Consider the following 26,123-nt stretch of genomic DNA (forward strand, 5'->3'; position numbering starts at 1 on the left):
TCGACTCGACGGAGATCAGCAATCTCGGTGTCAGTTCCGCGGTACTGCTTCCCACGCTGCCAGCGCCGCTCGTGACAGGCAGCATCGCGCCAACCGAGCCGGCTGTAGCCGCACCGCCCACTTCGATCTCTGGATGTCCGTCCTTCGGCCCATCCGCATCCACGGGCTTACCAGGCAGCTGCTGAGCTGCGGCCTTCCGGAGCAACGTCCATGAAGATGAAGATCGTCATCCCTGCCGCCGTGCTGGCCGCCCTCGCCGCGGGCGCCGGCCTGCTGCACTTTACCCATTACGACCCGATCCAGCACGCAGCCGCTGCGCCAGCGCCGGTGCCCCCCGTTCCGATCGTTGCCGGCACCGTCACCCAGCATGACGTTCCGATCTATCTGACCGGCGTCGGTACGGTGATCGCCTACAACACGGACATCGTGCGGGCCCAGATCCAGGGGCAGATCATCAGCATCAACTATACCGAGGGCCAGCAGGTCCATGCCGGCGATCTGCTCGCACAGATCGACCCGCGACCCTATCAGGCCCTGCTCGATCAATATGCCGCCAATCTCGAGCGCGATCAGGCGCAGCTCGCAAATGCGCGGGCCAATCAGGTTCGCTACAACCAGCTCGGCGACAAGGGCTGGGCCACGCCTCAATTAATTGAAACGCAAAATGCGCAAGTCGGCCAGCTGCAGGCGGCGATCAAGGCCGACCAGGCCTTGATCGACGCCGCCAAGGTGCAGCTCAGCTTCACGCGGCTTACGTCCCCAATCAACGGGGTGGTTGGCATTCGCCAGATCGACGTGGGCAACATCATCAGCCCGTCAAGCACGAACGGCCTCTGTGTCGTCACCCAGCTGGACCCGATCTCGCTGATCTTTACCTTGCCCGAGACCGTTCTTCCGCCGATCCAGCAGCAGCAGCGGAAAACGAAAACGCCGCTTTCCGTTCTGGCCTACAACCAGAACAACACGATCCAGCTTGGCGAGGGACAGCTCGGATTGGTCAACAACGAGATCCTGCAGACCACCGGCTCGATCCAGCTCAAGGCGAACTTCTCCAACAAGGCGAACAGCCTCTGGCCCGGCGAGCTGGTCAATGCACGATTGCTGCTCGACACGCGGCACAACGGCCTGACGGTCCCCGCCGCCGTCGTCCAGCAGGGACCGAACGGGCCATATGCCTACGTCGTCAATCCGGACGACACGGTCTCCATCCGTCAGATCAAGGTTGCGCAGGTCAGCGACGGTCAGGCGCTGATTGATTCCGGTCTTGAGGCCAACGAGCAAGTCGTGGTCGACGGACAATACAAACTGCGGCCGGGAACGCACGTGGTCCCGCTGCATGGCAAGGCCGCTGCAGAAGCCGCTGCCCAAGACGCATTGCAGGCACCCATTCCATGAACATCTCCGCACCCTTTATCCGGCGGCCGATCGCGACCGCCTTGCTGATGATCGGATTGTTGGCTGCCGGGCTTGTCGCCTATCCGTTGCTGCCGGTGGCGGCACTGCCGAACGTCAACTATCCGACGCTGACAGTCACCGCACAGATGCCTGGTGCCGACCCGCAGACGATGGCCTCTTCGGTCGCCTCGCCGCTCGAGCTCCAATTCGGGGAAATACCCGGTCTTACCCAGATGACGTCGGCGAGCGCGCTAGGCTACACCCAGGTCACGCTGCAGTTCGACTTGAACCGCCAGATCGACGGCGCCGTCAGCGATACGCTCTCGGCCATCAACGCGGCAAGCCCGTATCTGCCCACCGGCATGCCCTATCCGCCGACGATCCGGAAGGTCAATCCGGCCGACACGCCGATCCTCGTGCTGGGTCTCACTTCCGACAACCTGCCGCTCACGACCGTCGACGCGTATGCCGAGAACATCCTGCTGCAGAAGATCTCGCAGGTTCAGGGCGTGGGCCTCGTCGGCATCGGGGGCCAGCAGAAGGCGGCAGTGCGCATCCAGGTCGATCCGCAGGCACTGGCCGCACGCGGCATCAACCTGGAGGATGTTCGTACCGTCCTCGGGCAAGCCAACGTCGATCTGGCCAAGGGGACGCTCAACAGCCCACGCCAGACCTATACGCTCAACACCAACGATCAGCTGTTCCATCCGGACCAATATGCCGATCTGGTCATTGCCTATCGCAACGGATCGCCGGTTCGCATTCGCGACATCGGACGCGCCGTCAGCGCCGGTGAAAACGAATTGATCGCGGGCTGGTACAACAACCAGCGCGCCATCATTCTCGCCGTGCAGCGTCAGCCCGGCGCCAACGTGATCGAGACGGTGCAGCGGATCAAGGCGATGATGCCGACCCTCCAGGCGTCGATCCCGGCCGCCATCAAGATAAACGTCGTTTCAGACCGCACCCAGACGATCCGCGCTTCAGTTGCAGACGTGCAGTTCACGCTGCTGCTGACGATCGCACTCGTCGTCATGGTGATCTTCATCTTCCTTCGCAGCTTCTGGGCAACCATCATTCCAGCCGTCACCGTGCCGCTCTCGCTGATCGGTACCTTCGCGATCCTCTATGAGATGGGCTATAGCCTCGATAACCTTTCGCTGATGGCGCTGTCGATCGCCGTCGGATTCGTGGTCGACGACGCCGTCGTCGAAATCGAGAACATCACGCGACATATCGAGGAGGGCCTGTCCCCATACGACGCCGCGATGAAGGGATCCGGCGAAATCGGCTTTACGGTGATGGCGATTACGTTCTCGCTGATTGCCGTCTTCATTCCGCTCTTCCTAATGAGCGGCTATGTCGGCCTTCTGTTCCGCGAATTCGCCATCACCGTGAGCGTCGCGCTGGTGCTCTCCCTGGTGATCTCCAGGACGCTGACGCCGATGATGTGCGCATACTTGCTCAAACCGGAGAGCCCTGAACACGGGCGTCTCTACCGCTGGTCCGAACGCGGCTTCGATCTGCTGCTCAACGCCTACGAAGCGGGACTGAAAGTCGTGCTCCGGCATCGCTTCATCACCCTGATGGTGATGATCGGCACCATCGTGGTGACCGGATATCTCTACGTCATCATTCCCAAGGGCTTCTTCCCTCAGCAGGATACCGGGCTGATCCTGGGTCAATCGGAAGCCGCACAGGACATCTCGTTCCAGGCGATGGCCGAGCGCCAGCAAGCAATGCTCGATGCGATCGTGCGAGATCCTGCCGTTGCATCGGTCGGCTCGGCGGTCGGTGCCGGCGGGGGCACCTACACCGTCAACGACGGCCGCGTATTCATCCAGCTCAAGCCGGCCGACCGGCGCGACCCGATCGGCAAGGTAATCGCACGGCTTCGCACTAATCTTGCCAATATCCAGGGCATCACTCTCTACATGCAGCCCGCGCAGGACATCACCGTCGGCGCGCGGCTGAACAAGACCCAGTTCCAATACACCATGAACGATGCCGATCAGGGCGAGCTCAGCCACTGGGCGGGCTTGTTTCTCGACAGGATCAAGGCGCTGCCCACGGTTGCGGACGTGACGACCGATCAGCTCAATGCCGGACCGCTACTCGACATCGCGATCAAGCGCGAGGTGGCCTCGTCCTACGGCATCCTGCCGTACACGATCGACAACACGCTCGACGACGCATTCGGTCAGCGGATCGTCTCGACGATGTACACGGCCCTGCAACAATATCACGTCGTTCTGGAGGTCAACCCGAAGTTCCAGTATGGGCCCGAAGCGCTTAACGGCATCTACGTCAAGTCGTCGAGCGGGCAGCAGGTTCCGTTGTCGACGCTGGTCGACTCGGTCGTGAAGGTCTCGCCGCTCGTCGTGAACCACCAGGGACAATTTCCCTCCGTGACGATCTCGTTCAATCTGGCGCCCGGAGCTGCAATCGGTGAGGCGGTGAGCGGCATACAATCCATTAAAAAGGGGCTGCATCCGCCGCTGTCGCTGCAGACGAGTTTCCAGGGCAACGCCCAGGCGTTCGGCGCCTCGTTGAAGAGCACGCCGATCCTGATCGCCGCGTCGCTGTTCGTGATCTATCTCATCCTTGGCGTGCTCTATGAAAGCACGATCCATCCCATCACGATCATCTCCACGCTGCCCTCGGCGGGCGTCGGCGCGCTCTTGCTCCTGATGGCCGCTCATTTCGACCTGAGTGTGATCGCCGTGGTCGGGATCGTTCTGCTCATCGGCATTGTCAAGAAGAACGGGATCATGCTTGTCGACTTCGCCATTCAGGCCGAACAAGCCGATGGCCTCACACCGGAGCAATCGATCTACCAGGCCTGCATCAAGCGCTTTCGTCCCATCCTAATGACGACGATGGCGGCGCTCCTTGGTGCCGTGCCGATGATGGTCGGGACCGGCGTCGGATCGGAGATTCGTCAGCCATTGGGCTACGCGATCGTCGGGGGCCTCGCATTATCGCAGGTGCTCACGCTCTACACCACGCCGGTCGTCTACCTCTACCTCGACCGGTTGCAGAATTGGCTGTTCGGAGCGCGGCCGCTTCAAACGGCGCGCGACGTCCATCCGGAGCCTGCGGAATGACCGCAGGCAACGCCAATCGCATTGCATTCATCAGATCTCGTGATCGGATCGATCTGAGAATTGCGTTGGTGTGCCATCGTGGTGCTCCTACCTCATAGGCAGCAAGGTGGACCTTTCGAGCATGCTCGATCGCTTCACCAGCCAGCAATATGAGGAGATACTGAATGCCGCTCGATCGTTCACGGCGCACCGCCCTTGTCAGCTTAGGCGCATTGGCCGCCGGGACCGCTGCACTTGCTGCCGGCCCCTCGCGTGCCGCCAAGACCGCGCAGATCATTCCGCCCGGTGCCCAGCAACTCGCCGATTTAATGGGCCGGCTGCGCCGCGCACCGCGCCGACGCAATTTCAAGACGGTGCCTATGATTCTCCAGCAATCCGCATTCTGGGATAGCGACGCGCTTAAGGAGATCATCGCTTACCGCGGCACGCGCAAGCAGGTGTGGGACAACACCAATCTCGCGGGTCCATGGCTCAACTTGATGCGCAACTCGATCAATGCGCAGATATTTTCCTTCGCACACAAAGATTTTCTGGCGGTCTCCGCCACGCATGGCATGGCGCACCTCGCGTTGTTCGACCAAGTGATGTGGGAGAAGTATGAACTCGCGACGCTGACCGGCAACGGCTTCGAGACCAATACACTGGCGATGCCGAAGGCGGCGCCGAGTGCTTTCGCGCAGAGCGAGGATCCCGATAGCGTATTCGGGCCAGTCGGCGACACCATTCCAGCGCTGCAGGAGCGCGGCGCGGTCTTCCTGGCTTGCCACAACGCGATCTGGGAAGTGACGGCAAAGCTGATCGCCTCCGGCAAGAATCCGGATCATGCCCCGCACGAGGCGGTTGCTGCCGAGCTGACCAACCATCTCATTGATGGCGTCGTGCTGACTCCCGGAATAGTTGCGACGATTCCGGAGTTGCAGCAGGCCGGCTTTCACTACGCCACGTGAGCAGACCAAATGCGCAAAGCAGCCCTCACCGCGGCACTAGCCGCCGCGCTCCTCCTGCCGCTCGCCGCGCGAGCTGCGGAACGGGTCGAGCACGAATCCATCTTTCCTCCCTGGCAACACGGCGAAAACAACGATGCCGCGCAACGCGGACTCTCGTTTACGGTTCCGGACGTAGACGACCTCGCTGACTTCCATGGCGACGTATCCAGGCCGAAGCTCGTGCTGTACGTCGGCGGCAACTACTTTTTCGCTATGGCGCCACTGGTCGCGGCGTTTGAGCAACAGCATCCCGAGTTCTACGGCAGGATCTATTGGGAGACGCTTCCGCCCGGCGTCCTCGAAAAGCAGATCGAGGCCGGCGGCACCGTTACCTCCGGCAACATGACCTGGACGGCGAAGCCGGACGCCTATCTTGCCGGGCTCAAGAAGGTCCAAAGCCTCATCGATCGGGGCCTGTTGACAGGCCCTGCCGTTCCCTACGTGACCAATTCCCTCACGATCATGGTGCCGTCCGGCAATCCCGGCGGCGTCAGGACTCTCTCCGACCTGACGCGGCCCGATCTCCTTGTCGTGATGCCCAATCCTGAAGTCGAAGGTATCGCCCGGCAGATCCAAGCCTCATTAAAGAAGGCGGGCGGGCAGGCGCTGGCGACGACCGTGTACAAGACCAAGGTCGCCGACGGCGGCACGGTTCTGACCCAGATCCATCATCGGCAGACGCCGCTCTTCCTGATGCGCGGGCGCGCGCAGGCGGGCGTGACCTGGCAATCGGAAGCGGCCTTCCAGGAGCAGGCCGGCAATCCCATCACCCATGTCGATATCCCGCCAGCGCTGAACTCAACGGCGATCTATGCCGGTGCAGAAGTGCGAAACGCGCCGCATCCGAAGGCGGCACAGCTCTGGCTTTCATTCGTCCGCTCTCCTGCAGCGCTCTCGATCTTCGAGCGGTACGGATTCAAGCCGTTCGCGGGCGTCACATCGGCGGGCTGATCGATCAAGGAGATGTACTCATGGCCACTCTGTCCCTCACATCTGCTTCCAACATCGTGCATCCGGCTGACGAGGCTGCGGGCCTGACGGAAGCGCAGCGCGTATGGCGAACGGCATCGCTCGCCATGTTGTCGGTCCGCGTCATTCAGGGATTCATCTATTGGGGCGGCGGATCCCGGCGCTTCATCTATGCGCCCTCGAAGCTCAACCCGGACGCGCCCACCTGGATGGCGAACAAGTTTCAGACCGCAATGCCCGGCGCGCTGTTCGGAACCGATCACCTGATCAGCTTCATGCTGCACCACTTCTGGCTGCTCTATGCCGGCGTGATCCTGTTCAGCGCCGCCGAGCTTATCGTCGGCACGATGCTGATGGCAGGCGCCCTGACCCGAGCCGCCGCTTTGGTGTCGATGGGATTTTCCGTGCTGTTGATGGCGATGTTCGGCTGGCAGGGCGCGACCTGCATCGACGAATGGACCATGGCCGCCTGCAATCTCGCGATGGGGGCAACACTGCTGCTGGGCGGCAGCGGTGCCTATTCGATCGATAACGTCCTGATCCGGCACAACCCCGCACTCACCGGGAAGCGATGGTTTCACTGGATGGCCGGAAGCCTGCCGTTACCGCTGAAGGACATCGGGTTCCGCAATCTCGCGCTCGCCGTGCTTGGCTTTGTCCTGGTGTTCGACATCGGCACCTACAGCTACTATCGCGGCTCGGTGGTGACGCCATTTCATGGCGGACCGGTCAGCCCGACGAAACATCATCTCACCGTCAGCGATGCCAGATTGCTGACTGATGGCTCCATTCGCTTTCACGTCTATCTCGATGCCGGCACGCCGGAAGCGCCGGAGCATGTCGTCGCAGCCGATCTGATCGACCCGGGCAACGAGCCCGTCGCGCACTACGACGCCGCCGCCCTCTCGACCTTGCCAAAGACTGCCTTCGTCAACGATTACGCCTATAACAAGGTCGCGTCTGGTCCCTTCGGGATCCGGGCATCGATGGGAGCTGCCGCGTGGGTAACACTGCCCCCGCCGGCCTCTGCCGCCGCTCTCCAGGCGAGATCGCTCCGGCTCACGGACGTCGACGGACGAAGTTTCTCGGCGCCGCTCGGTCCGGCGGCCGCGGATTAACTCCAGCGATTCAGCAGGCCACACTGGACGCCCCGTCACCTTGAGGATGAGGCGCCGTAAAAGTACCTAGGCAGGTCCCAGAGCCGGTGATCGGGCCGAAGCAGTGAGGTCAGCTGTGCGGGATAGCAAGGCCGACATCCATCAATAACAGGAGTCGTGACAACGGTGCTCGACTACGCTCACCCCGACATCTCGCCGTTGCAGGTGCTGGTCACCACTCAGGCCCCGGGCCTCGCACCGCCCGACGTGGAGCGTTCGATTACCACCCCAATCGAGTTGGCCCTGAGGGTCTGCCGGGTATGACGAGCTACCGCTCGATCTCGCGCTAAGGGCTTTCGGTTGTTTATGTGAAGTTCACCGACGGGCGGTGACATCCTGACCGACCGCACGCTGGTCGGGCAACGCCTGAATCAGACGTCGTTGCTGGCTGGCACGGGACGCCCCTACTCGGTCCGCTCTCCGAAATCTATCAGTTCAAGGCGGAAGGCAAGGACTATTTACTCATGCAGTTGCGCTCGATCCCGGATTGGCAGGTCGCGCCGCAGTTCAAACAGGTTCCCGGTTTCACTGAAGTGAACAGTTACGGTGGGAACTCAAGCTTACGAGGTACGCGTCGCCGAGAGCGCATTGACGCGGTTTGGCCTGTCGATCGAGGACATCTACAGCGCGGTGGCGCAGAACAACCGCGCGACAGGTGGGGCCACGATCGCGCGCAACGGCGAGCAGGCCGTCATCCGCGGCGAGGGACTGCTGGAATCGATCGCCGACATCGGCAATATCGTCCTGCGCACCGCGGCCGGCGGTTCGCCGCTTTGCGTCAAAAACGGCGCGGTGGTGGTCGAGGCGCCGATGCCAAGGCGCGGCGCGGTTACCAACCAAGGCAACGGCCACGCGATGGTGGGCGCCGCACTCATGACGTTAGGCGAGAACACGCGTGTGGTCGCGCAGCGGCTCGGCGCCGCCGTCGAACAGATCAACAAGACGCTGCCTCCCGGTGTCGGCATAGTCCCCTACTACAATCGCGCCAACCTGATCGACCGCGTTTAGGAGACCATGGCCCACAACCTGGCCGAGGGCGCCTTCCTGGTCATCGCTGTCCTGTTGTTGCTGTTGGGCAATTTCCGCGCCGCCGTCATCGTGGCGCTGGCGATCCCGCTCTCGATGTTGGCCGCGGTCACCGCGATGTACTTCACGGGGTTGTCCGGCAATCTGATGAGCCTCGGCGCGATTGATTTTGGCCTCCTGGTCGACGGCGCGGTGGTGATGATCCAGAACGTCGTGCGACGCCGCACCGAGGCGCCCTCGCTGCCGGCCGCGCAGGCAGTGCGCGAGGCCGCGCACGATGTGGCGCGACCGGTCGCCTTTGCCGTGGCAATCATCACGTTTATCTATCTGCCGATCCTCAGCCTGCAGCGCGTCGAGGGTAAGATGTTCCGTCCTATGGCTCTGACCGTCATGTTCGCGCTGATCGCGTCACTCGCTCTGACACTCACGCTGATGCCGGTGCTTGCTTCGTTCTTGCTGCGCAAGCCGATCGTCGAACGGTACAGCCGCATCATCGGAGTCGCCCGCCGCGGTTATGCGCCCGTGCTCGCGAAGACGATGCGTCATCCCGCTATCACGATCCTGGTAGGGACCATGATGCTGGGCAGCGCGCTCGTGGTCGGCTCCCGCCGGTGCTGAGTTCCTGCCGCGTCTGGAGGAAGGCGCGCTAACGGTTACCACGACTAAGCTGCCTAGTATCGCTCGAATCCGCTATCGCAACCCAGACCATGGTGGAGAAAACGCTTAAGAGATTCCCTGACGTCCAGACCGTCGTCGCGCTTGGCGGCAGCTCAGAGATCCCAACCGACCCCATGGGGTAGAGCAAAGCGACACCTTCATCATTCTCAAGCCGAAGTCGGATTGGCGGACGGCGCAGACTGAAGCCGGGCTGATCGACGCCTACCAGCGCGCTCCGGACGAAAGCGTGCCCGGAATTACCCAGAGTTGGGCGCAGCCGATTGAGATGCGGATGGACGATCTGCTGCAGGGCGTGATGGCCGATCTTGCCATCGTCATCCACGGGACCGACACGGCGACACTCCACGATCTCGCCGACCAGTTGGCGCGCGTAGCGTCGAACGTTCCTGGCGCCGCGGATGTGCAGGCCAGACAACGGTTGGCCGGCCCTATCTGCGCGTCGTCGTCAATCGCGATGCCATCGCCCGTCATGGGTTCAACGCGACCCAAGTGCTCGATTTGGTCGAAGCGCTGGGTGGACGCACTGTAGGCACCATGAAGGACGGGGAAGAGCGGTACAATATCCGTGTCCGGCTGGCGCCGCAGGACCGCGCGACAGCATCGCGCGCATCCGCGCGTTGCACGTGAGCAATGGCGCCGGCGCTTCGGTTCAACTCGGCGATCTGGCAGACATCCGCCCAGATCGAGCGCGCGCAGGGCAAGCCTTTCATCAAGGCGCAGACTAACGCGCGTGCGCGGCCGCTCGCCAGCTTCCTTTCCGACGCGCAGCAGGCTGTCGCAGCTCAAATCCATCTGCCGCCGGGCTATACGATCTCCTGGGGTGGAAGCTTCCAGGATCTCCAGAAGGGCATGGCCCAACTGTCGACCGTCGTGCCGGTGGCGCTTCTCATGTTCGGCAGCGCGCGACTTGCAGAATGGGCCTTCTCACGCTCGAATGAAACGACATCAGATGTGTCGGTCCTGATAGGCCACAGCGCGTGTCATCCGCAACGAGCTGGCCGGGTCTTGCTATTGATAGCGATACGATATCAGTCCAGGACCATGTCGCCAGGCCAGACTTTGCTGGCTGCGTTGGCTTTCGCCTGCTGGTCGCTGATCGCGCTCGGACTCTGGACTGTGAAACGATATCTATGACAATACCCGATATTCTGCTCGCGGTAGATGTCACGAGTATTGCGATGTATCGCGCGTGCCGCAAATGCCGGCTGCCCGCCCAACAGGCCGGCCGAAATGGCGAGCAACCAAATAGTAGTCATCGAACGCATCGTCTTGCTCTTTCCTGTTAGCGCTTCTGCGTTTCAACGGATCAGTCCGACCGAAGCATGCAAAGCGTTGAGACTCTTGCTTTCGCTACAGAGGTAGGAACATAGGTCGAGAGCGCCACTAAATGCTTTTTTAGAATCAGGCAGTGATGATGCACTGTGCCTCCATCTGCGCGTCGTCGCGGGTGGAGTACGTCTCAGGCGTCGGATGCCGAAATCGATCGCGAGTCGATAGCGAAGATGAGCAGGTTCAGGAGGCAATCAGACGTGTGATCAACGCGGCCTTCGACTCTAATTTCTTAAGTTCGAAGAGAATTGCGGAGCGGATGCTGCTTCTCGGGAACTTATCAGAAAATCGAAGATATCGCACAGTCTAGCCGACGCTTGCGCCAATGCGAATGAGATACGCGACGACCAACAATTCGTCACGCAATGGTTCCGCCTCCATCCACCACGACTGTTGAACCCGTCGCAAACGGTGTGCATGCCAGAAACAATACTGCGTTCGCTATATCCGATGGCGCCCCGATTGATCGGACGGGCAACCGCTCCGCGGTAGTCGTAAACATCGCTTCACGTTCGGCTTCCGCCAAGCCGGACCAAAGTGGTGTCGCGATCAAGCCGGGTGATACGGCGTTCACCCTGACCGGAGCGAGTTCGAGCGCCAGGCCGCGCGCAAGCGCTTCAAGTGCGGCGTTCACCGCACCTTGCAGGACGGTATTCGACGATGGGCGAACGCTCCTGAAGCCGGAGACCAGACAAAGCGATCCGCGCTCGCGGATCCTGACCGACCGCGCCACGTGATAAACGCCCCAGAACTTGCTATCCATCGTTGCGCGTGCCGCGGCGAGGTCAATTTTTCGGACCGGTCCGTTCGTCGTCTCCGCGGCCGAAACGACAACGTGATCCCAAGCTGCCTCGCTCGCGAAGAACGATTCCACCACCGCATCATCGGTCGTATCAAGCTGCCGCCCCTGCACGCTCGATCCCAGATCTGCGAGTGCCACGTCGAGCTTGGCTCGCGAGCGAGAAGCGATGGTGACGGCGGCGCCGGCCTTGGCGGCTTCCATTGCCACGGCCAGACCGATGCCGGAGCTACCTCCCACGACGAGAAACCGTGACTCCTTCAAGCTGCCATGCATACAAACATCTCCTTGTCGTTGCCCTTTACGAAGCTGATGGCGCGCCCATTGCTAGGCCGCATTGGTCAGGCCATCGGGCGAGCCTTCGTAAAGCCGCACGCGCGACGCCTCGACCAGCGCCTCCACTCGCTTCACGGATTCGGCTTTCACCGGGCCGTAGCCCCGGATCTCGTCCGGATAGGAAGCCAAGGCCACTGCGGATTCGAGGTTCGTGACGTCAAGGCGGGCGAGGATTTCGTCAACTTGTGCGAAATATCGATCCCGCAATTTCCGCTCCTCGCGGCGTTCCTGCATCCAGCCGAAAGGATCGAGCACCGAGCCGCGCAGCACCTTGCCTCGCGCCAACAGACGGAGCACAGGCAACATAAACCTTGCCGAAAACGCTCGCTTGCGCGGGCGCCCGGTGGCGAGGTCGCGGCCGAAGAGAATGGGCGGAGCCAGATGCAGAGTGAGCGCACCACCATCGAACCGATGCCGCACGCTGTCCCAAAAGGATGAATCGGTCAGAAGGCGAGCGACTTCGTACTCATCCTTGTAGGCCATGAGCTTGAAGGCGCTCCTGGCGACCGCTTCGGTCAGCCGGATCGAGCCTTCAGCCACCTTGTTTTCCGCGTTTCGTACACGCTCGACAAGGGCATGGAAGCGTTCGGCATACGCGGAGTCCTGATAGGCCTGCAATGCGTCGGTTCGAACGGCGATGCGCGCCTCGAGCGTGTCGACCGGCTTGGGTGCCATCGTCATCGCCGCCTCGTCCGGAGCCAGCAGGTTCCGCACCATCTCTGGATCAGCGAAGGATAGTCTTCCGAGGTGGAAGGCGCGGAGCGTTCCGGCCACGTCGGCGCCGTTCAATCGGATTGCTCGCTCCATCGCCTCCGGCGACAGCGGCAGCGCGCCCATCTGCAAAGCATATCCCAGCATGATCATGTTGGCCGAGATAGGGTCGCCAAATGCGCGCCTCGCAAAGTCATTCGCCGGCACGCGAAGGGGCTGTCGTTCGGCTCGCCGCTCGAGGTGACGAACGAGACGTTCGGCGGTGAGGTCGATATCGCCGTTCTCATGAAACGTTTGCGTCGCGACGACCTCATCGTCGACGATGACCGTTGTCGCACGCCCCACCGTCTTCAATGATTCGAGTTGTGTTGCTGCGACGACGTCGGACGCGATGAGGAGGTCGGCATCCTCCAGACCCAGGCGCAGCGGCGCCACGCTTTCGGGCGACGCCAAGATCCGCAAATGGCTGTAGACCGCCCCGCCCTTCTGGGCGAGGCCGGTCATGTCGTAGATGCCAACGCCGCGCCCCTCCAGATGAGCCGCCATTCCGACGATCGCCGAGGCTGTCACTACGCCAGTCCCGCCGATACCTGCGAGCAGAATGCCAAACCCCTCGCGGGCAGGCGCCTTGGTCTCTGGCGTCGGCAACCGGGCAACCGCCGGGTCGAGGTCGATGGGCTCGGGTTTCACGAGTTTGCCGCCTTCGATCGTCACGAAGGAAGGACAGAAGCCTTCGAGGCAGGACATGTCGCCATTGCAGCTCGCCTGGTCGATGCGACGCTTGCGGCCGAATTCGGTTTCCAATGGCTGTACGGACATGCAATTCGAGGCACGGGAGCAATCCCCGCATCCCTCGCAGACCGCCGGATTGATGACGACGCGCTTCGAAGCAGCAGCAAGTGTGCCGCGCTTGCGTCGCTTGCGCTTCTCCGTGGCGCAGACCTGAACGTAGACGATGACAGTTGTTCCCGGAATTTTACGCAATTCCCGCTGCGCATTCTCCACGTGCGTGCGATCAAGGACTTTGACTTCGGCCGGCAGCGCGTGCCCCGAACTCACTCCATCCGGATCTTCGGCGACGACCACGACGCGCTTTGCGCCCTCCAGCAAGACCTGCCGGACGATGGCCTCGACCGACAGACCACTCTCGACGGTCTGGCCGCCGGTCATCGCGACCACGTCGTTGACGAGTATCTTGAACGTCACGTTCGCGGCAGAGGCGGCCGCCGCACGGATGGCGAGCGACCCCGAATGGGAGAAGGTGCCGTCACCGAGATTGACGAACACATGCTTCGTATCTGTGAAATGCGATAGCCCGATCCAGTTTACTCCCTCCGCCCCCATATGGGTGCAGGGTAATGGGTTGCGGTCCATGAACTGTACCAGGCCGTGGCAGCCGATCCCGGCGACACCGAACGACCCCTCCGGCAGCTTCGTCGACCGGTTGTGAGGGCAGCCCGAGCAGAAGACGGGACGGCGCGCGAGCGCCCCGACCTCGACCTGCCTGAATGAGGCAACGCGCGCCAAGAGCCCGTCGAGCGCTGCCCGCAGCGCCGCGGCTTCGGCGAGACCGGCGGGGATGACGGCGAGGATGCGATGGCCGATCGCCTGGCCGACGATGGCAGCGTCCAACGGTCCATCGGCCGGGAGCAGAGCCTCTCCGTCCGGGGTCCGCTTCCCCGAGATGTTCGGCCGCCGGGTCCAATGATACATCAACGCAGCCGCCTGGAGCTCCATGTGCGGCCGCTTCTCCTCGACGAACAGAAGCTCCGCGGCTTCCCGCGCGAACGCATTCAAAGGCTCGGGATCTAGCGGATAGATCAGGCCCACTTTCAGGATGCCAATACCCAGCCGGCGCGCGAGGGCGTCATCGATTCCGAGCAGCCGTAGCCCATCAACGACGTCCTGGAAGGCCTTGCCGGCGGTCACGATGCCGAGACGAGACGGCTGCTCGGCTCCGAACGCGGCGCGATCGATCCCGTTCCGTCGCGTGAAGGCGTGCACGCGCGGAAGCTTATTGCGGACCATCCTTTCGTCTTGGGCGGTCACCGCCAACATTTCGACGCGAATGCTGACGTCATTGCGGGACGTCGGATTTGCTTCCAGGACGGGTGCGAGTTCGTCGAGCGAGAACTGCACGGCCTGGGTGCAGTCCGCCGTCTCGTTGACGAGCTTCAGTCCGGCGAGCAGTCCGCATTCCCGCGACATCGCGAAGCCGGCAAGACCGAACTTGAAGATGTCTTCCACGTTCGATGGGTAGAAGATCGGCACTTCATGGGCGGCAAGCGAAAGATCGCTCTGGTGTGCCAGCGACGACGACTTGCCGGCATGGTCGTCACCGAACACGAGCAGCACGCCCCCGTTGGGGTGCGTGCCGGACATGTTGGCATGCTTGATCGCGTCGCCCGAGCGATCGACACCGGGGCCCTTGCCGTACCACATGCCGAACACGCCATCGACGCGGCGCCCCGGCACGAAATCGAGCTGCTGGCTGCCCCATACGGTGGTCATCGCGAGGTCTTCGTTCAACCCCGGCTGGAAGACGATGTCCGCAGCCCTCAGGCGGTCGGCGATCTTCAGGAACTCGTTGTCGATGGTGCCGAGTGGAGAGCCGCGGTAACCCGAAATATAACCCGCGGTGCGCAAGCCGCGCCGTCGGTCAAGTTCTCGCTGCAACAGCGGCAGCCTCGATAAGGCTTGCTTTCCCGTGATGAAGATCGTGCCGTTGGTCAGGTCGAACTTGTCCGAAAGCGACACTTCGCGCATGGCCGGAGCGCTCTCTAGCTTATCGTTCATTTTCCGGGATCGCCGCTATGCATTCAATTTCGACCCGGACATCCGGGCGCACGAATTTGGAGACTTCGACGAGAGTACTTGCCGGCGGATCGATTCCCGCGAAGAACTCCTCGCGGATCTTGTTCGTGGCGGGATAGTCGCTGATGTCGAGCACGAACACGTTCATCTTCAGGACGTGCTGAAATCCCCCGCCCTCCTCCGCCAAGACCGATCGGATACGCTCATAGATGACCTGCGTCTGCGCCTCGGCATCCTGAGCGCCCGACTCCCGCGCCGTGACCCCAGAGACGAACACCAGCTTCGTGCCCGCAAGCGGCAGCACCGTCGCATGAGCGAACTTTCCGAACGGAGCGGGCAGCGCGTCGTAGGTCCGCGATCTCGTCGTCGTCATGTTCAACTCCCTGATGTCATGGTGGCCGCGGCATCGCGCGCGATGTGGGCCACCGCTCGCTCGCGGAACGTACGGTCAGCAAGCGCCGAAGCGTGATTGACGCCAGGTACGGTCTGCCGGACGCCTCTGGCAAAGAACGCCGCCACGGGCTGCGGGGCGCCCGCCAACTTGTCCTGGTCGCCCACGATAACGAGCGTGGGCGCAGTCACCGCCGCGAGGCGATCGAGGTCAAACACGCCGGACTGCCCACGCAGACACGCAGCGAGAGCGCTGAGGTCGTTGAACAGCCGCGATGCCGCGTGCTGCCTGAACCGAACAGCGTAGGACGGAAGCTCCGGTCGATCCTCCGACGATCCCTTCTCCCTCTCGTCGAGCGAGTCGGCAAAATCCGGCGCGAGCCCGACGGTCGCGGCGATCCGGTCCCCCATACCACCCAGGACCAGGCTCGCAACGCGATCGGCGGAAGCAATCGCGACCGACATCGCGACGTGCGCTCCCATCGAATAGCCTATCAGGCTGAACTGACGATCTCCCCAGCAGTGATCTCGCAGCGCGGCCACATCGCCGGCGAACGCGTCCAGCCGATAATCCACGGGATCGCGGGATTTGAGGCTCTGACCATGTCCCCGCAGGTCGGGAGCGACGACGTCCAATCCCGCAGCGACCAGCGCATCAAACCATCCGGTCTCGACCCAGTCGTCGTTCGCGTCGGAGGCGAAGCCATGCAGCAGAAGCACGGGCTCTCCCTGCCCCGCTCTCAGGAACGATAAGTGAGCTCTTCCGCCTGCGGCGAGAGAACCGAGTTCCAGCACGTGACGCGTTGCGCGATCAGCCGACATGGTTTGAAGTCCGTGGGCTTGCCACATGCCTGCGGCCGTTGAGCGCCTCGATCATTGCGGCGGCAGCAAGGGCCGCACCGTCCCTTCCTGGCGCCGCACCCACCTGCAGCCCGATCGGCAGAACAACGTCCTTGGCGTGCCAAGGCACCGAAATGGCGGGGCCATGCGAAAGATTGAATAGCGGTGTGAACGGACACCATTTGAGCCAGTCGACTGCCGCAGCCTCCGGCGCATCTGCGCGAAGCGGCAGGCACGGCATGGTCGGCGTCAGAAACACGTCGACATCGTCAATCAAGAGCGCGGATAGCCGGCTCGCAATTTCTTCCCGACGTCGTTGCAGCCCCAGTACGTCGGCGGCAGTCTGGCCCTTCACCGGTTCGATGAATGCGAGAAGATCGCCATGCAGGCCACCGCGCTTATCCTCGGAGACCTGAGACACGGCAAAGGCGCAGCCGAGACGATAGAGCGTGCCGACAATGTCCCTCGACTCCTCGATCGGGATTTCGACGGTCGAGATGGGCGCGTCCGCTGCGATGGCTGAGAGCGCGTCGTCCCAGACGTTCTTGATGTCCGGTTCGAGATGGTCGTCCAGTCCGGCCGGCACCCCGATCCGGATCTTCGACGGCCGCGCTCGGCCCGATAGACGGTCGCCAAGCGTCGTCTGAACCAGGGACGTCCAATCTGCTCCTGTCGCACCGCTCATCACGGAGGCGGCGAGTGCTGCGTCTGCCACGTTCCGCGTGATCGGCCCGATATGCGGAAGCTGCCAGAACGCCGCAGGATAGGGATCCAGTGGTATCGTTCCGAACGTCGGCTTGTAACCGACCACACCGCAGAACGCGGCCGGAATACGCACTGATCCCGCAGCGTCGGTACCAATGCCCATGGTCCCCAACCCCAGGGCCGTTGCCGCTGCGGCACCGCCGCTGCTGCCACCCGCATGACGGGCCGGGTCGAGAGGATTCAAGGTCACACCGTAAAGCGGACTTTCGGTCAACCCTTTCCAGGCGAACTCAGGCGTCGTGGTCTTGCCCAGAAAGACGGCGCCGGCCGCACGCAGGCGCTCGATCGAGACTGCGTCGCGCGGCGCCGGCGCATCCGATGTCGTCCGCGATCCTCGCCGCGTCGGCCAGCCGGCGACGTTGAGTGTGTCCTTGATTGTGATGGGAACGCCATCCAGCGGACCGACCGCCTTGCCGCGTCGATAGCGCGCTTCCGACGCCCGAGCCATCTCCAGCGCGACGGTATCGTCGACCAGGACGAATCCATTGACGCGCTGATCCAAGCGACCGATCGCACTGAGTTGTTCCTGCGCGACATCAACTGGCGAAATCTCACCACGCTTGTAGCGCTCGTGCAGCCGGGCGGCTTCACCTTCAGTCGACATAGACTTGATCCCGAGCGGCGGCATAATCCGCTGCGCCTCCGAGATAGGCCTGACTTAGGCGAGGATCGGCCGAAAGCTCGGCGCTGGAGCCTTGAAGCACGATGCGACCGACCTCGATGACATAGCCGCGATCCGCTACCGACAGAGCAAGTCGCGCGTTCTGTTCGACCAGGATGATCGTCAGCCCCTCCGATTTGAGCTGCCCTATGACACGCAAGATTTCCTGGACGATCAGCGGGGCTAGGCCGATCGACGGCTCATCGAGCATCAACAGGCGAGGTTCGGACATCAATGCCCTGCCGACTGCGAGCATCTGCTGCTCGCCGCCCGACAGCGTCACGGCCTTCTGGCGACGCCGCTCGGCCAGAATCGGAAACAGTCCGTAGATCCGGTCCAGCGATTTGGCCGGCGCGCCGGATCGATAACCGCCGAGCCGAAGATTGACCTCGACACTGAGGTTTCCGAACAATTCGCGACGCTCGGGCACCAGGACGACGCCGTGGCCTACCAACTGCTCCGGACGAAGGCCGGCGAGTTCGACGCCGTCGAGACTGACGGACCCGGCACGCGGCGGACAAAGGCCCATAATCCCGTTGAGCAGGGTTGTCTTGCCCGCACCGTTGGCGCCGAGGACGGTGACCAGCTCGCTGGGCTTCACATCAAGGTCGAGGCACTCGATGACCGTCGCTCGGCCGTAGCCCACGTTCAATCCGGCGACGCGCAAATGCGGCACGATCACGCTCCCAAATAGGCGGCGATGACCCGCTCGTCGCGGCGGACCTCGTCCGGATGGCCGGTCATCAGGCCCTGTCCGCGATCCAGGACGACGACTCGATCGACACAGTTCATGACCAGATCCATGTCGTGCTCGACCAGAAGAACCGACATTCCGGCCCGCTTGAGACGATGCAGCAATGTGACGAGCTTGAGCTTCTCGCCCGTACGCAGGCCCGCGGCCGGCTCGTCCAGCAACAGAAGCCTCGGTCGGCTGATGAGCGCTCGTGCGACTTCCACGAGCCGGGCCTGCCCCATTGCGAGACGTGATGCCGGCTCGTGCGCCAGCCCGTCCAGCTCCACGATCTCCAGCGCACGCCAGGCCTTGGCGAAGGTCGCGGCCTCCTCGTTGCGGTCGAACGCGAGCATTCCGGAGATTATTCCGGAACGGCCCTGTGCATACGCGCCGAAGGCCACGTTCTCGAGTACGGTGCGCTCTGGCACGATGCGAACATGCTGGAACGTGCGGGACACACCGCGATGCACCAGGTCCGACACCCGCGAAGGCGGCGGCGCGCCCATGAGGAGAACGCTTCCCTCGGAGAGTTCGAGAAGTCCCGTCGCGACGTTGAAGGTCGTAGACTTGCCGGCACCGTTGGGGCCGATCAGTCCGACGATCTGATCCGGGCCAACCGAGAAGGAAACCCCCTGCAGCGCTCTCAGGCCACCGAAATTCCTCGCAATCCCCGTGACCTTCAAAAGATCCTCTCCTTCCGCGCCGCGCTTGGACGGGGTCAGTTCTATGTTGCGACCTGGCCGCGCCACCGAGAATGTGGGCCAAACCCGCTGCAAGGCAGACCAAATGCCGCCGGGCCATCGCAACAGCACGCCGATCAACACGATGCCGAACACGATCATTTCGACATGCCCCGACAGTCCGAGCATGCGAGCCACCGTATTTTGCAGCACCATTTCGAGCGCGGTGATCGCCGTCGCACCGAGCACCGCACCAAACGGATGGGACATCCCGCCGAAAATGCATGCGATGAGAAGGTTGACGCTCGATGTCAGCCCGAACGGCGCTGGGCTGAGGAATTTGAAGTAGAAGGCATAGAGCCCACCGGAAAGACCCGCCAGCGTGGCGGCAACGACGAACACCAGAAGCCGAAGGCGCGTGGCGTTCACACCGAACACTTCCGCCATCTCGACATTGGTTTTCAGTGCGGCGACGGCCCGCCCGGTCCGGCTGTGCAGCAGCCGCGAAAATCCACCGCCTGCCACCGTGACAATCGACCAGACCACAATCGCGAATGCGCGTTCGTTCACCAATTCGAGCGAACCGATCGCGAGCGGTGGAATCTGACCAAACCCCGAGGCACCCCCCGTCAATGCCCCGGCGGCGACGATGCCGGCACTGGTGGCAATGCCAATTGCAAGGGTCGCCAGCGGCAGGAAGTGTCCCTTGAGCCGCAGCGTGATCGCACCCACGATGATTCCTGCGATTGCCGATGCCGCGGTCCCGATGAGAAGGGCAAGGATCGAAGGAACACCATGATCGCGAGCGAGGATCGCTGCCACGTAGGCACCGATGGCCATGAAGGCGGCCTGCCCCAACGACACCTGGCCGGCGATCAGCAGGAGTGTGAGCCCCATCGCGGCCAGAGCCGTAAGACCCACCGTGACAATAAGCGTGACGTCGTATTGCGGGCCGAGAATGGCGATGGTGCTGGCGAGGGCGAAAAGACAAATCGCGACGGCGAGCGAGGCAATGCCGGGCGTGCGCCAGGACGGTTGGATTTGCGGCTGCGGGGAGATCATGATCAGTGCTCGTGCGCTTCAGGTGGACGGACCGCGTTCCGCCAAAGCAGAATGGGAACCACCATCAGAAAGACGACAACGTCGCGAAAGGCGCTTACCTGATACGCGGAGAAGGACTCGGTCAGTCCGACCAGCAGGACGCCGATCAACGCCGTGGGATATTCCGCGACTCCGCCGAGAGCCGCCGCGACGAAGCCCTTCAGGCCGATCGGAAATCCCATGTCGTAGTTCGCGGTCACCAACGGAGCGAGCAGCAGGCCGGAAAGCGCGCTGAATCCGGCTCCAATGGCGAAGCTGAGCTGACCGGCCACGCTGACGGGAATACCGCAGAGCTGCGCGCCCGTCCGGTTGACCGCCGTGGCCTGCAAGGCCTGCCCGATCAACGATCTCTCCGAGAACAGATAGAGCGCGACCATCGCGATCACCGAGAAGGCGCAAATCCAAAGGCTCTGATAGGTGACGAAGATCGGCCCCAGCGTGAGACCACCATCGACGACCGGCGGAACAGAGCGCGGCCCGGCGCCCCATATCATGACTGCGGTACCGTGGAAGACCATGTAGACGCCGACGCTGACGATCAGCAGCACGATCGGAGATGCGCCGGAGACAGGCTCGACGGTCAGACGATACGCCAGCGTCCCCAGTGAGGCTGTCGCCACGAGCGACGCGAGAACGGCGAGCCAATAGGATCCCGGCAGAAGATTGGCCACCCAGGCAGAGCCGAGCACGACCAGTATCCAGGCCACCCGTGAGAGGATAATACGAAACCTGACCGCAGCCGACAGGCGGCGGTCAGCGAGGTCCTTCGCCGCGAACGCAGCGAGGCCGCCGGCAACGATGGCGCTCAGCACGTTGAACGACCCGGACAGCGCACTCGCGAACGAGAGTGCTCCCAGCGTCACGTACTCGCCCTGCGCGATGTTCACCACGCGCGTCACCGTGTAGATCACGATGAGGCTGAGGGCGACCAACCCGTAGACCGCGCCGTTGGTGATGCCGTCAGCGAGCAGGAACAGGAGCGTGTCGAGCAACGGTCATTCCTCGATGAGGACGAACTTGCCGCCCTTGATTTGCGATAAGAAGGTCGAACGCTTGTCGAGACCGAGATGGTCAGTCGGGGTGATGTTGAAGACGCCATTCACACCCGGCCATTCCTTGGTCCGCTCCATCGCGTCTTTGATCGCGACGCGCGTCGCGGCCAGATCGGCCGCCTTCGCGTCGGCGGCCGTTGCGTTCTGATAGGCGTTCACGGCCAGCATCATCGCATCCCAGGACTGGCCGGCGAAGAGGTCTACTTTGCCTTTGCCATACGCCCCGTCGTAGAGTTCGGCGAACTTGGCGAGCCCCGGGCGAAGCGGGTTGTCGTTCTTGATTTGATCGTAGACGTTCAGCGCTCCGACGCCGACGATGGCGCTCTCGACATTCGCCTTGCCGATATCGACGAACGCGTTAATCGACGAACCGGCACCGTGATAGATCGGCCCGGTGTAGCCCACGCGCTTCAAGGCCTCATGAGCAAGATCGGCCGATGGCGGAATGGCATGGACGTACACCGCATCCAGCCCGGCCTGCTTCAGGCGCAACGCCTGTGGCGTGAAATTGGTGTCCTGACGCGCGAACCGCTCGATCGCGACAAGCTCGATCCCGACGTCTTTGACAACGTTTTGTAGCTCCTTGAGTCCACCCTCGCCGTAGGCATCCTCAAGACCGAAAAATCCGATTTTCTTAATGCCTTGGCGCTTCATGTAGTCGAGCGTGCGCTGGAGCATCAGCTTGTCCGACGTCGGCGTCTTGAAGGTAAACGGACGTGCACTCGCCGGCTCGATGATGGTTGCAGACGAAGCCATGGAGATCATCGTGATCTTGGCGGCGTTGACGGTGTCGATGATGGCCATTGATCCCGGAGTGGTCGTACAGCAGACCACGACATGGGCCTTGTCTTCCTCGATCGCCTTGCGCGTGAGGCTAACGGACTTGGTCGGGTCCGAGCCGTCGTCGTAGGAAATAACCTTGATCCTGAACGGGAGATCTTCGCGGTTCGACCAGGTCTTGTCGAACAGCTCGACCGCGTTCCGCTCCGGTGCCCCCAAGGCCGACGCCGGGCCCGTCACTGCGATGATCGCGGCTATGCGCAACTCCGGCTTCTCCTGAGCGGTTGCCGGACGGTGATCGGAGATCGCAACGGCTCCGGCGGAAAGCAGCGTGGACAGGCCGAATGCAATGAAGGCGCGCTTCGCGGTCGTTGTCATGTTCCCCTCACGGTTACCGTTATGGCTACAGCGTGACACCACCGCGCAGCGCTCCGCTGTATCTGTGGATACATCTGCGACTTTGTGCTGCCGGATACAGCAAACAACCGTTCGCTACCGGTAGAACCGGGCATCTTGAACGGCCCAGCTCACGGAGATCGACAGCATGAACGGGGATACTGCCCAGGACTTTCGGACGCTGTTCCGGAGGCTAACGACCGGCGTGACGTTAATCGCGGTCGCAGGGGAATCAGGTCCGACCGGCATGACGGTGAATTCCCTGACGCCGGTGAGCCTCGATCCGCCGCTGCTGCTATTTTGTGCTTCGCTGGCCAGCGTTACGGCAAAGCGGATCGCTGCCGTCGGTGCGTTTTCCGTCAACCTGCTTGCGGGCGACCAGCAGGACGTCTCGATGCATCATGCCGGCAGGCCCCTTTCGGCGCCGACGTGGCGCTGGCAGGAAACCGAATGCGTGCCGTGGATCGAGGGGGCCAACGCCACCTTCCGATGCCGGCTCGTTGCCGACCACCCCGGTGGGGATCACCGCATCCTCATCGGCCAAATTGACGAGATGTTCGGGCCGGCGGCCGCCGCAACGCCGCTGCTCTATCACGGCGGCAAGTATGCCCGACTTCCATACGACAAGCCCGACACAGGTCCGGAACAACGCATCGACGAACTCTGGTGGACGGGCTGAGTACGACCCTAGACGTCTAGATTCTTGGCGAGGATGGTGAAGCCGTCCTCGACGGACAGCATTCCTTTGTCACGCAACCGGCCAAGCGTCCTTGTCACGGTGACGCGGGAAGTCCCGGTCATCGAGGCGATCTGTTCGTGCGTCAGATGCGTCAGAATCTTTCGGCCTCGCTCGTGATCCACGGCGAACATCCGGCTCAACCGGCTGAGCAGTTCGAGGATGCGCTCTTCCGGATCGTTCGAGACGAGGTGCTCGAGCCGCAGCGCGAGAATCCGCTGCTTGAGGCTGGTCAGCCTAAGCATGGCGAGCGCAAATTCCGGGTCCTCTCGCATCAGGGATTCCAGCTTGGCAACGTCGAACTCGAGCGCTTCCGTCGGTTCGACCGCAACGGCCGTCGAGAATCTCGGCAATCCATCGAACGCGGCGCCTTCACCGCACAGGGCGTTCGGCCCCATGTTCTCCAGCACGACTTCGGTCCCGTCCCGTCGGAAGATCGACACCTGGACGAGCCCTGACTTCACGAAATAGAAGCAGCTATTGACCTCTTCCTGACGGTAAAGCTGCTCGCCTTCGGCGAAGCGGCGCAGCCTGACCTTGCCTTCAAACGATCGCAGCTTGGCCGCGAGCGCATCCGTCATGCGCCAGGTCGCGGCGGGCTTTTTTGTCATTCATGCCGTCCGCAGATTTCTCGAAGGGAACAATAAGCAAGTATCCGGCGATACAGCACGCGAGGTCTCCCCGCGGTATCCGATGAGAATGATAGCGCGAGAGGAGGCAATCGCAATGGGCTTGGCTCAACGTTTTGCAGGCTCGGCTTCCATGGAAGCTGGAGCCGAACAGGTGATCGAAAGGACCGCCGCCCTCGTGCCCTGGTTGAGCGAACAGGCGCCGCGGATCGAGCAGGCGCGCCGCATCCCCGACGACGTCGCTGAACGTCTGTTCGAGACCGGGCTGTTCAATCTAATGCGCCCGGCGCGTTTCGGTGGTTTTGGCGCCTCGCCGCGCCTCGCATGGGAGGCGACTTTCAACATCGGCCGAGGCTGCTCTTCCAGCGCCTGGCTGTCCGGTTTGACCAGCGCCAACATCTTGATGCTCGGCAAGTTCTCGGCAGAAGCGCAGGCCGAGATCTTCGCGGACGGCGTCTCACCCATCGTGCCGATGCTGACCGGTGGGGTCGGACAGGACATCCGGGTCGATCCGGCCGACGGCGGAATTGTCCTCAGCGGTCGCTGGCGGTACGCGTCAGGCGTAGACATCGCCGACTGGCTGGGGCTTCTGGTCAACATTCCAGGAGCGAACGGAAGCCCGGTTCCTCACATCGTTCTCGTTAGCCAGTCGGAGTTCGAGATCGACCACAAAAGCTGGCGCGTCATCGGCATGCGCGGCACCGGCAGCAAGAACATCACTCTTGAACAGTCCTTCGTGCCTCAGCATCGCTTCATGAGCTGGGTGGATCTCCAGGCCGGCAACAAGCACCCGACCAGTCCCAACAACGAGAGGTGCTACGACTTTCCTCTCAATACCGCGTTCGCCATGTCTGTACTTGCTCCGACTCTGGGTGTGGCGAGCGCGTGCAGCGAAGAATGCATCAAGATCATGCGCAGCCGGATCAGTTCAGGCAACCAGCAGGCTCAGATCAACGACAAGATCGCCCAGGTCGATGCCGGCAGCAGCGCGGCGACCATGAGTCTGCTACGCGATTTCCTTCTCTTCGAAACCGCCATGATCGAGGACCGGATCGGCCAGGTCGGTATCCTCACGCCGGAAGAGCGCGGCCTCAGCCGCACCAAAATAGCGGTCGCCTCGCGACAGGCCCTCGCTTCGACGCAGCGGCTGTTCGCAGCGCTCGGCGGGGCCCTCCTGCCGGAGGGCACGCGGACCGAGCGCCTCTTTCGCGACATCCATGCAATGAGCTCTCACTTCCTCCTTCAGCCCGAACCGATCTCGGAGGCCTACGGACGCCTTCTGCTCGGACTCGAACTGGCACCCGGGACGCGCCTCTAATATCCACAAACCTCAAGAAAAGCGTGAGGACTTAGAATGACCAAGACAGCATACAGCTCGACCAATCCGATTTTTGCCGCTGCCGGCGGTGGAACGATCTTCGAAAAATTTCAGTATTCGTCCGCGGTGAAAGCAGGCGGTCTGGTATTCGTCGCGGGACAGATCGGCCTCAATTCGGACGGCTCGATGCCGGACAAACCAGAACAGCAATTCGTCAATGCCTTCGAACGTCTGAAGCTGGTTCTCGATGAGGTGGGCTGCCAGATGAGCGACCTCGTCGAACTCGTTTCGTATCATGTCGGCGTGAGTAATCACTTGGCCGATTTCATGAAGATCAAGGAGCGATACGTGCCAGCTCCCTTTCCGACGTGGACCATCCTGGATATTGCCGGGCTGGCCCGTCCCGGCCTGATCATCGAGATCAAAGCCGTCGCCGCAGCCAGGAACTGATCGCACTTCGTTTCCTCCCAGACTTGGTCGGGATCGATGTCAATCCCGACCGCTTTTCTTTGCCGGTCCGATAAGCCTTAGGGAGTGTGTCGCTGCTGGTGAGCCACACCACGGTCCTGATATAGACCGTATTTGCCGGGCTGAGTTTTGCGTTCGGCGTCGGACGGCTTGAGCGCTGGCGAAGGTTTTCTTTCGCGAAACGCATCCTCACAACCCACGCCCAGAGCTACGGTTTACGCGTCACCAGGGCTGAAATCGCGGAACCGGCCACGATGGCCTCTATCG

General features: G+C 62.4%; 19 protein-coding genes and 2 pseudogenes. 11 read left to right on the top strand and 10 right to left on the bottom strand.

Annotation, left to right across the window (positions count from 1 at the left end; translation table 11 throughout):
• Window positions 1-210 precede the first annotated feature (210 nt).
• The 8 genes and pseudogenes from ACVILL_RS37825 to ACVILL_RS37860 all read left to right on the top strand — a co-directional run bounded on the left by ACVILL_RS37825 (window position 211) and on the right by ACVILL_RS37860 (window position 10,452).
• Window positions 211-1,395, top strand: coding sequence for an efflux RND transporter periplasmic adaptor subunit (locus tag ACVILL_RS37825; protein WP_456733682.1), 1,185 nt, complete (start codon window positions 211-213; stop codon window positions 1,393-1,395).
• The gene (locus tag ACVILL_RS37830; protein WP_456733683.1) at window positions 1,392-4,502 is read left to right on the top strand and encodes an efflux RND transporter permease subunit; all 3,111 of its coding nucleotides are present in this window, start codon (window positions 1,392-1,394) and stop codon (window positions 4,500-4,502) included. The genes ACVILL_RS37825 and ACVILL_RS37830 overlap by 4 nt, the downstream gene beginning before the upstream one ends.
• Window positions 4,503-4,666: 164 nt before the next feature.
• Window positions 4,667-5,449, top strand: coding sequence for a thiosulfate dehydrogenase (gene tetH, locus ACVILL_RS37835; RefSeq protein ID WP_456733684.1), 783 nt, complete (start codon window positions 4,667-4,669; stop codon window positions 5,447-5,449).
• Between the two features lie 9 nt (window positions 5,450-5,458).
• A complete protein-coding gene (locus ACVILL_RS37840; RefSeq protein WP_456733685.1) occupies window positions 5,459-6,439 on the top strand; it encodes a substrate-binding domain-containing protein in 981 nt (326 codons plus the stop codon).
• Window positions 6,440-6,459: 20 nt separating this feature from the next.
• Window positions 6,460-7,575, top strand: a complete 1,116-nt coding sequence (locus ACVILL_RS37845) for a TQO small subunit DoxD (RefSeq protein ID WP_456733686.1) — start codon at window positions 6,460-6,462, stop codon at window positions 7,573-7,575.
• A 585-nt stretch (window positions 7,576-8,160) separates the two neighbouring features.
• Window positions 8,161-9,258: pseudogene (locus ACVILL_RS37850) on the top strand (efflux RND transporter permease subunit).
• 184 nt (window positions 9,259-9,442) lie between these two features.
• Window positions 9,443-9,847, top strand: a pseudogene (locus ACVILL_RS37855) (efflux RND transporter permease subunit); the annotation flags it as partial.
• Window positions 9,848-9,948: 101 nt separating this feature from the next.
• Complete coding sequence (locus ACVILL_RS37860) at window positions 9,949-10,452, top strand: efflux RND transporter permease subunit (protein WP_456733687.1); 504 nt, start codon at window positions 9,949-9,951, stop codon at window positions 10,450-10,452.
• Window positions 10,453-11,005: 553 nt separating this feature from the next.
• On the opposite strand, the gene ACVILL_RS37865 is transcribed toward ACVILL_RS37860, so the two are convergent.
• The 9 genes from ACVILL_RS37865 to ACVILL_RS37905 form a co-directional block, all read right to left on the bottom strand.
• Window positions 11,006-11,722, bottom strand: coding sequence for an SDR family oxidoreductase (locus ACVILL_RS37865; RefSeq protein ID WP_456733688.1), 717 nt, complete (start codon window positions 11,720-11,722; stop codon window positions 11,006-11,008).
• Window positions 11,723-11,773: 51 nt separating this feature from the next.
• Entirely contained in the window at window positions 11,774-15,289 is a 3,516-nt protein-coding gene (locus ACVILL_RS37870; RefSeq protein WP_456733689.1) for an indolepyruvate ferredoxin oxidoreductase family protein, read from the bottom strand.
• A complete protein-coding gene (locus tag ACVILL_RS37875) occupies window positions 15,279-15,680 on the bottom strand; it encodes a RidA family protein (protein WP_456733690.1) in 402 nt (133 codons plus the stop codon). Before ACVILL_RS37875 ends, ACVILL_RS37870 begins: the two co-directional genes overlap by 11 nt.
• A gap of 2 nt (window positions 15,681-15,682) precedes the next feature.
• A complete protein-coding gene (locus ACVILL_RS37880; RefSeq protein ID WP_456733691.1) occupies window positions 15,683-16,417 on the bottom strand; it encodes an alpha/beta fold hydrolase in 735 nt (244 codons plus the stop codon).
• Window positions 16,418-16,508: 91 nt separating this feature from the next.
• A complete protein-coding gene (locus tag ACVILL_RS37885) occupies window positions 16,509-17,906 on the bottom strand; it encodes an amidase (RefSeq protein WP_456733692.1) in 1,398 nt (465 codons plus the stop codon).
• Complete coding sequence (locus ACVILL_RS37890; protein WP_456733693.1) at window positions 17,896-18,639, bottom strand: ABC transporter ATP-binding protein; 744 nt, start codon at window positions 18,637-18,639, stop codon at window positions 17,896-17,898. Before ACVILL_RS37890 ends, ACVILL_RS37885 begins: the two co-directional genes overlap by 11 nt.
• A gap of 2 nt (window positions 18,640-18,641) precedes the next feature.
• Window positions 18,642-20,438, bottom strand: a complete 1,797-nt coding sequence (locus tag ACVILL_RS37895) for a branched-chain amino acid ABC transporter ATP-binding protein/permease (protein WP_456733694.1) — start codon at window positions 20,436-20,438, stop codon at window positions 18,642-18,644.
• A 2-nt stretch (window positions 20,439-20,440) separates the two neighbouring features.
• Window positions 20,441-21,469 (bottom strand): branched-chain amino acid ABC transporter permease, encoded by a 1,029-nt coding sequence (locus ACVILL_RS37900; protein ID WP_456733695.1) that lies wholly within the window; start codon window positions 21,467-21,469, stop codon window positions 20,441-20,443.
• Between the two features lie 3 nt (window positions 21,470-21,472).
• Complete coding sequence (locus ACVILL_RS37905) at window positions 21,473-22,687, bottom strand: ABC transporter substrate-binding protein (RefSeq protein ID WP_456733696.1); 1,215 nt, start codon at window positions 22,685-22,687, stop codon at window positions 21,473-21,475.
• 166 nt (window positions 22,688-22,853) lie between these two features.
• Between ACVILL_RS37905 and ACVILL_RS37910 the strand changes: the two genes are divergently transcribed.
• A complete protein-coding gene (locus tag ACVILL_RS37910; protein ID WP_456733697.1) occupies window positions 22,854-23,384 on the top strand; it encodes a flavin reductase family protein in 531 nt (176 codons plus the stop codon).
• An 8-nt stretch (window positions 23,385-23,392) separates the two neighbouring features.
• On the opposite strand, the gene ACVILL_RS37915 is transcribed toward ACVILL_RS37910, so the two are convergent.
• Entirely contained in the window at window positions 23,393-24,052 is a 660-nt protein-coding gene (locus ACVILL_RS37915) for a Crp/Fnr family transcriptional regulator (protein ID WP_456733698.1), read from the bottom strand.
• Window positions 24,053-24,167: 115 nt separating this feature from the next.
• Between ACVILL_RS37915 and ACVILL_RS37920 the strand changes: the two genes are divergently transcribed.
• A complete protein-coding gene (locus tag ACVILL_RS37920; protein WP_456733699.1) occupies window positions 24,168-25,388 on the top strand; it encodes an acyl-CoA dehydrogenase family protein in 1,221 nt (406 codons plus the stop codon).
• Between the two features lie 36 nt (window positions 25,389-25,424).
• Complete coding sequence (locus ACVILL_RS37925) at window positions 25,425-25,838, top strand: RidA family protein (protein WP_456733700.1); 414 nt, start codon at window positions 25,425-25,427, stop codon at window positions 25,836-25,838.
• The last annotated feature ends 285 nt before the right edge of the window (window positions 25,839-26,123 follow it).

Source organism: Bradyrhizobium sp. USDA 3364 (assembly GCF_054056355.1).

Excerpts from the sequence above, each read along its gene's own strand:
- ACVILL_RS37865 (WP_456733688.1), bottom strand. The coding sequence starts at position 11,722 with ATGCATGGCAGCTTGAAGGAGTCACGGTTTCTCGTCGTGGGAGGTAGC.
- ACVILL_RS37875 (WP_456733690.1), bottom strand. The coding sequence starts at position 15,680 with ATGACGACGACGAGATCGCGGACCTACGACGCGCTGCCCGCTCCGTTC.
- ACVILL_RS37860 (WP_456733687.1), top strand. The coding sequence starts at position 9,949 with ATGGCGCCGGCGCTTCGGTTCAACTCGGCGATCTGGCAGACATCCGCC.
- ACVILL_RS37885 (WP_456733692.1), bottom strand. The coding sequence starts at position 17,906 with ATGTCGACTGAAGGTGAAGCCGCCCGGCTGCACGAGCGCTACAAGCGT.
- ACVILL_RS37830 (WP_456733683.1), top strand. The coding sequence starts at position 1,392 with ATGAACATCTCCGCACCCTTTATCCGGCGGCCGATCGCGACCGCCTTG.
- ACVILL_RS37910 (WP_456733697.1), top strand. The coding sequence starts at position 22,854 with ATGAACGGGGATACTGCCCAGGACTTTCGGACGCTGTTCCGGAGGCTA.
- ACVILL_RS37925 (WP_456733700.1), top strand. The coding sequence starts at position 25,425 with ATGACCAAGACAGCATACAGCTCGACCAATCCGATTTTTGCCGCTGCC.
- ACVILL_RS37870 (WP_456733689.1), bottom strand. The coding sequence starts at position 15,289 with ATGAACGATAAGCTAGAGAGCGCTCCGGCCATGCGCGAAGTGTCGCTT.
- ACVILL_RS37825 (WP_456733682.1), top strand. The coding sequence starts at position 211 with ATGAAGATGAAGATCGTCATCCCTGCCGCCGTGCTGGCCGCCCTCGCC.
- ACVILL_RS37905 (WP_456733696.1), bottom strand. The coding sequence starts at position 22,687 with ATGACAACGACCGCGAAGCGCGCCTTCATTGCATTCGGCCTGTCCACG.
- ACVILL_RS37915 (WP_456733698.1), bottom strand. The coding sequence starts at position 24,052 with ATGACAAAAAAGCCCGCCGCGACCTGGCGCATGACGGATGCGCTCGCG.
- ACVILL_RS37920 (WP_456733699.1), top strand. The coding sequence starts at position 24,168 with ATGGGCTTGGCTCAACGTTTTGCAGGCTCGGCTTCCATGGAAGCTGGA.
- ACVILL_RS37895 (WP_456733694.1), bottom strand. The coding sequence starts at position 20,438 with ATGATCTCCCCGCAGCCGCAAATCCAACCGTCCTGGCGCACGCCCGGC.
- ACVILL_RS37845 (WP_456733686.1), top strand. The coding sequence starts at position 6,460 with ATGGCCACTCTGTCCCTCACATCTGCTTCCAACATCGTGCATCCGGCT.
- ACVILL_RS37840 (WP_456733685.1), top strand. The coding sequence starts at position 5,459 with ATGCGCAAAGCAGCCCTCACCGCGGCACTAGCCGCCGCGCTCCTCCTG.
- tetH (WP_456733684.1), top strand. The coding sequence starts at position 4,667 with ATGCCGCTCGATCGTTCACGGCGCACCGCCCTTGTCAGCTTAGGCGCA.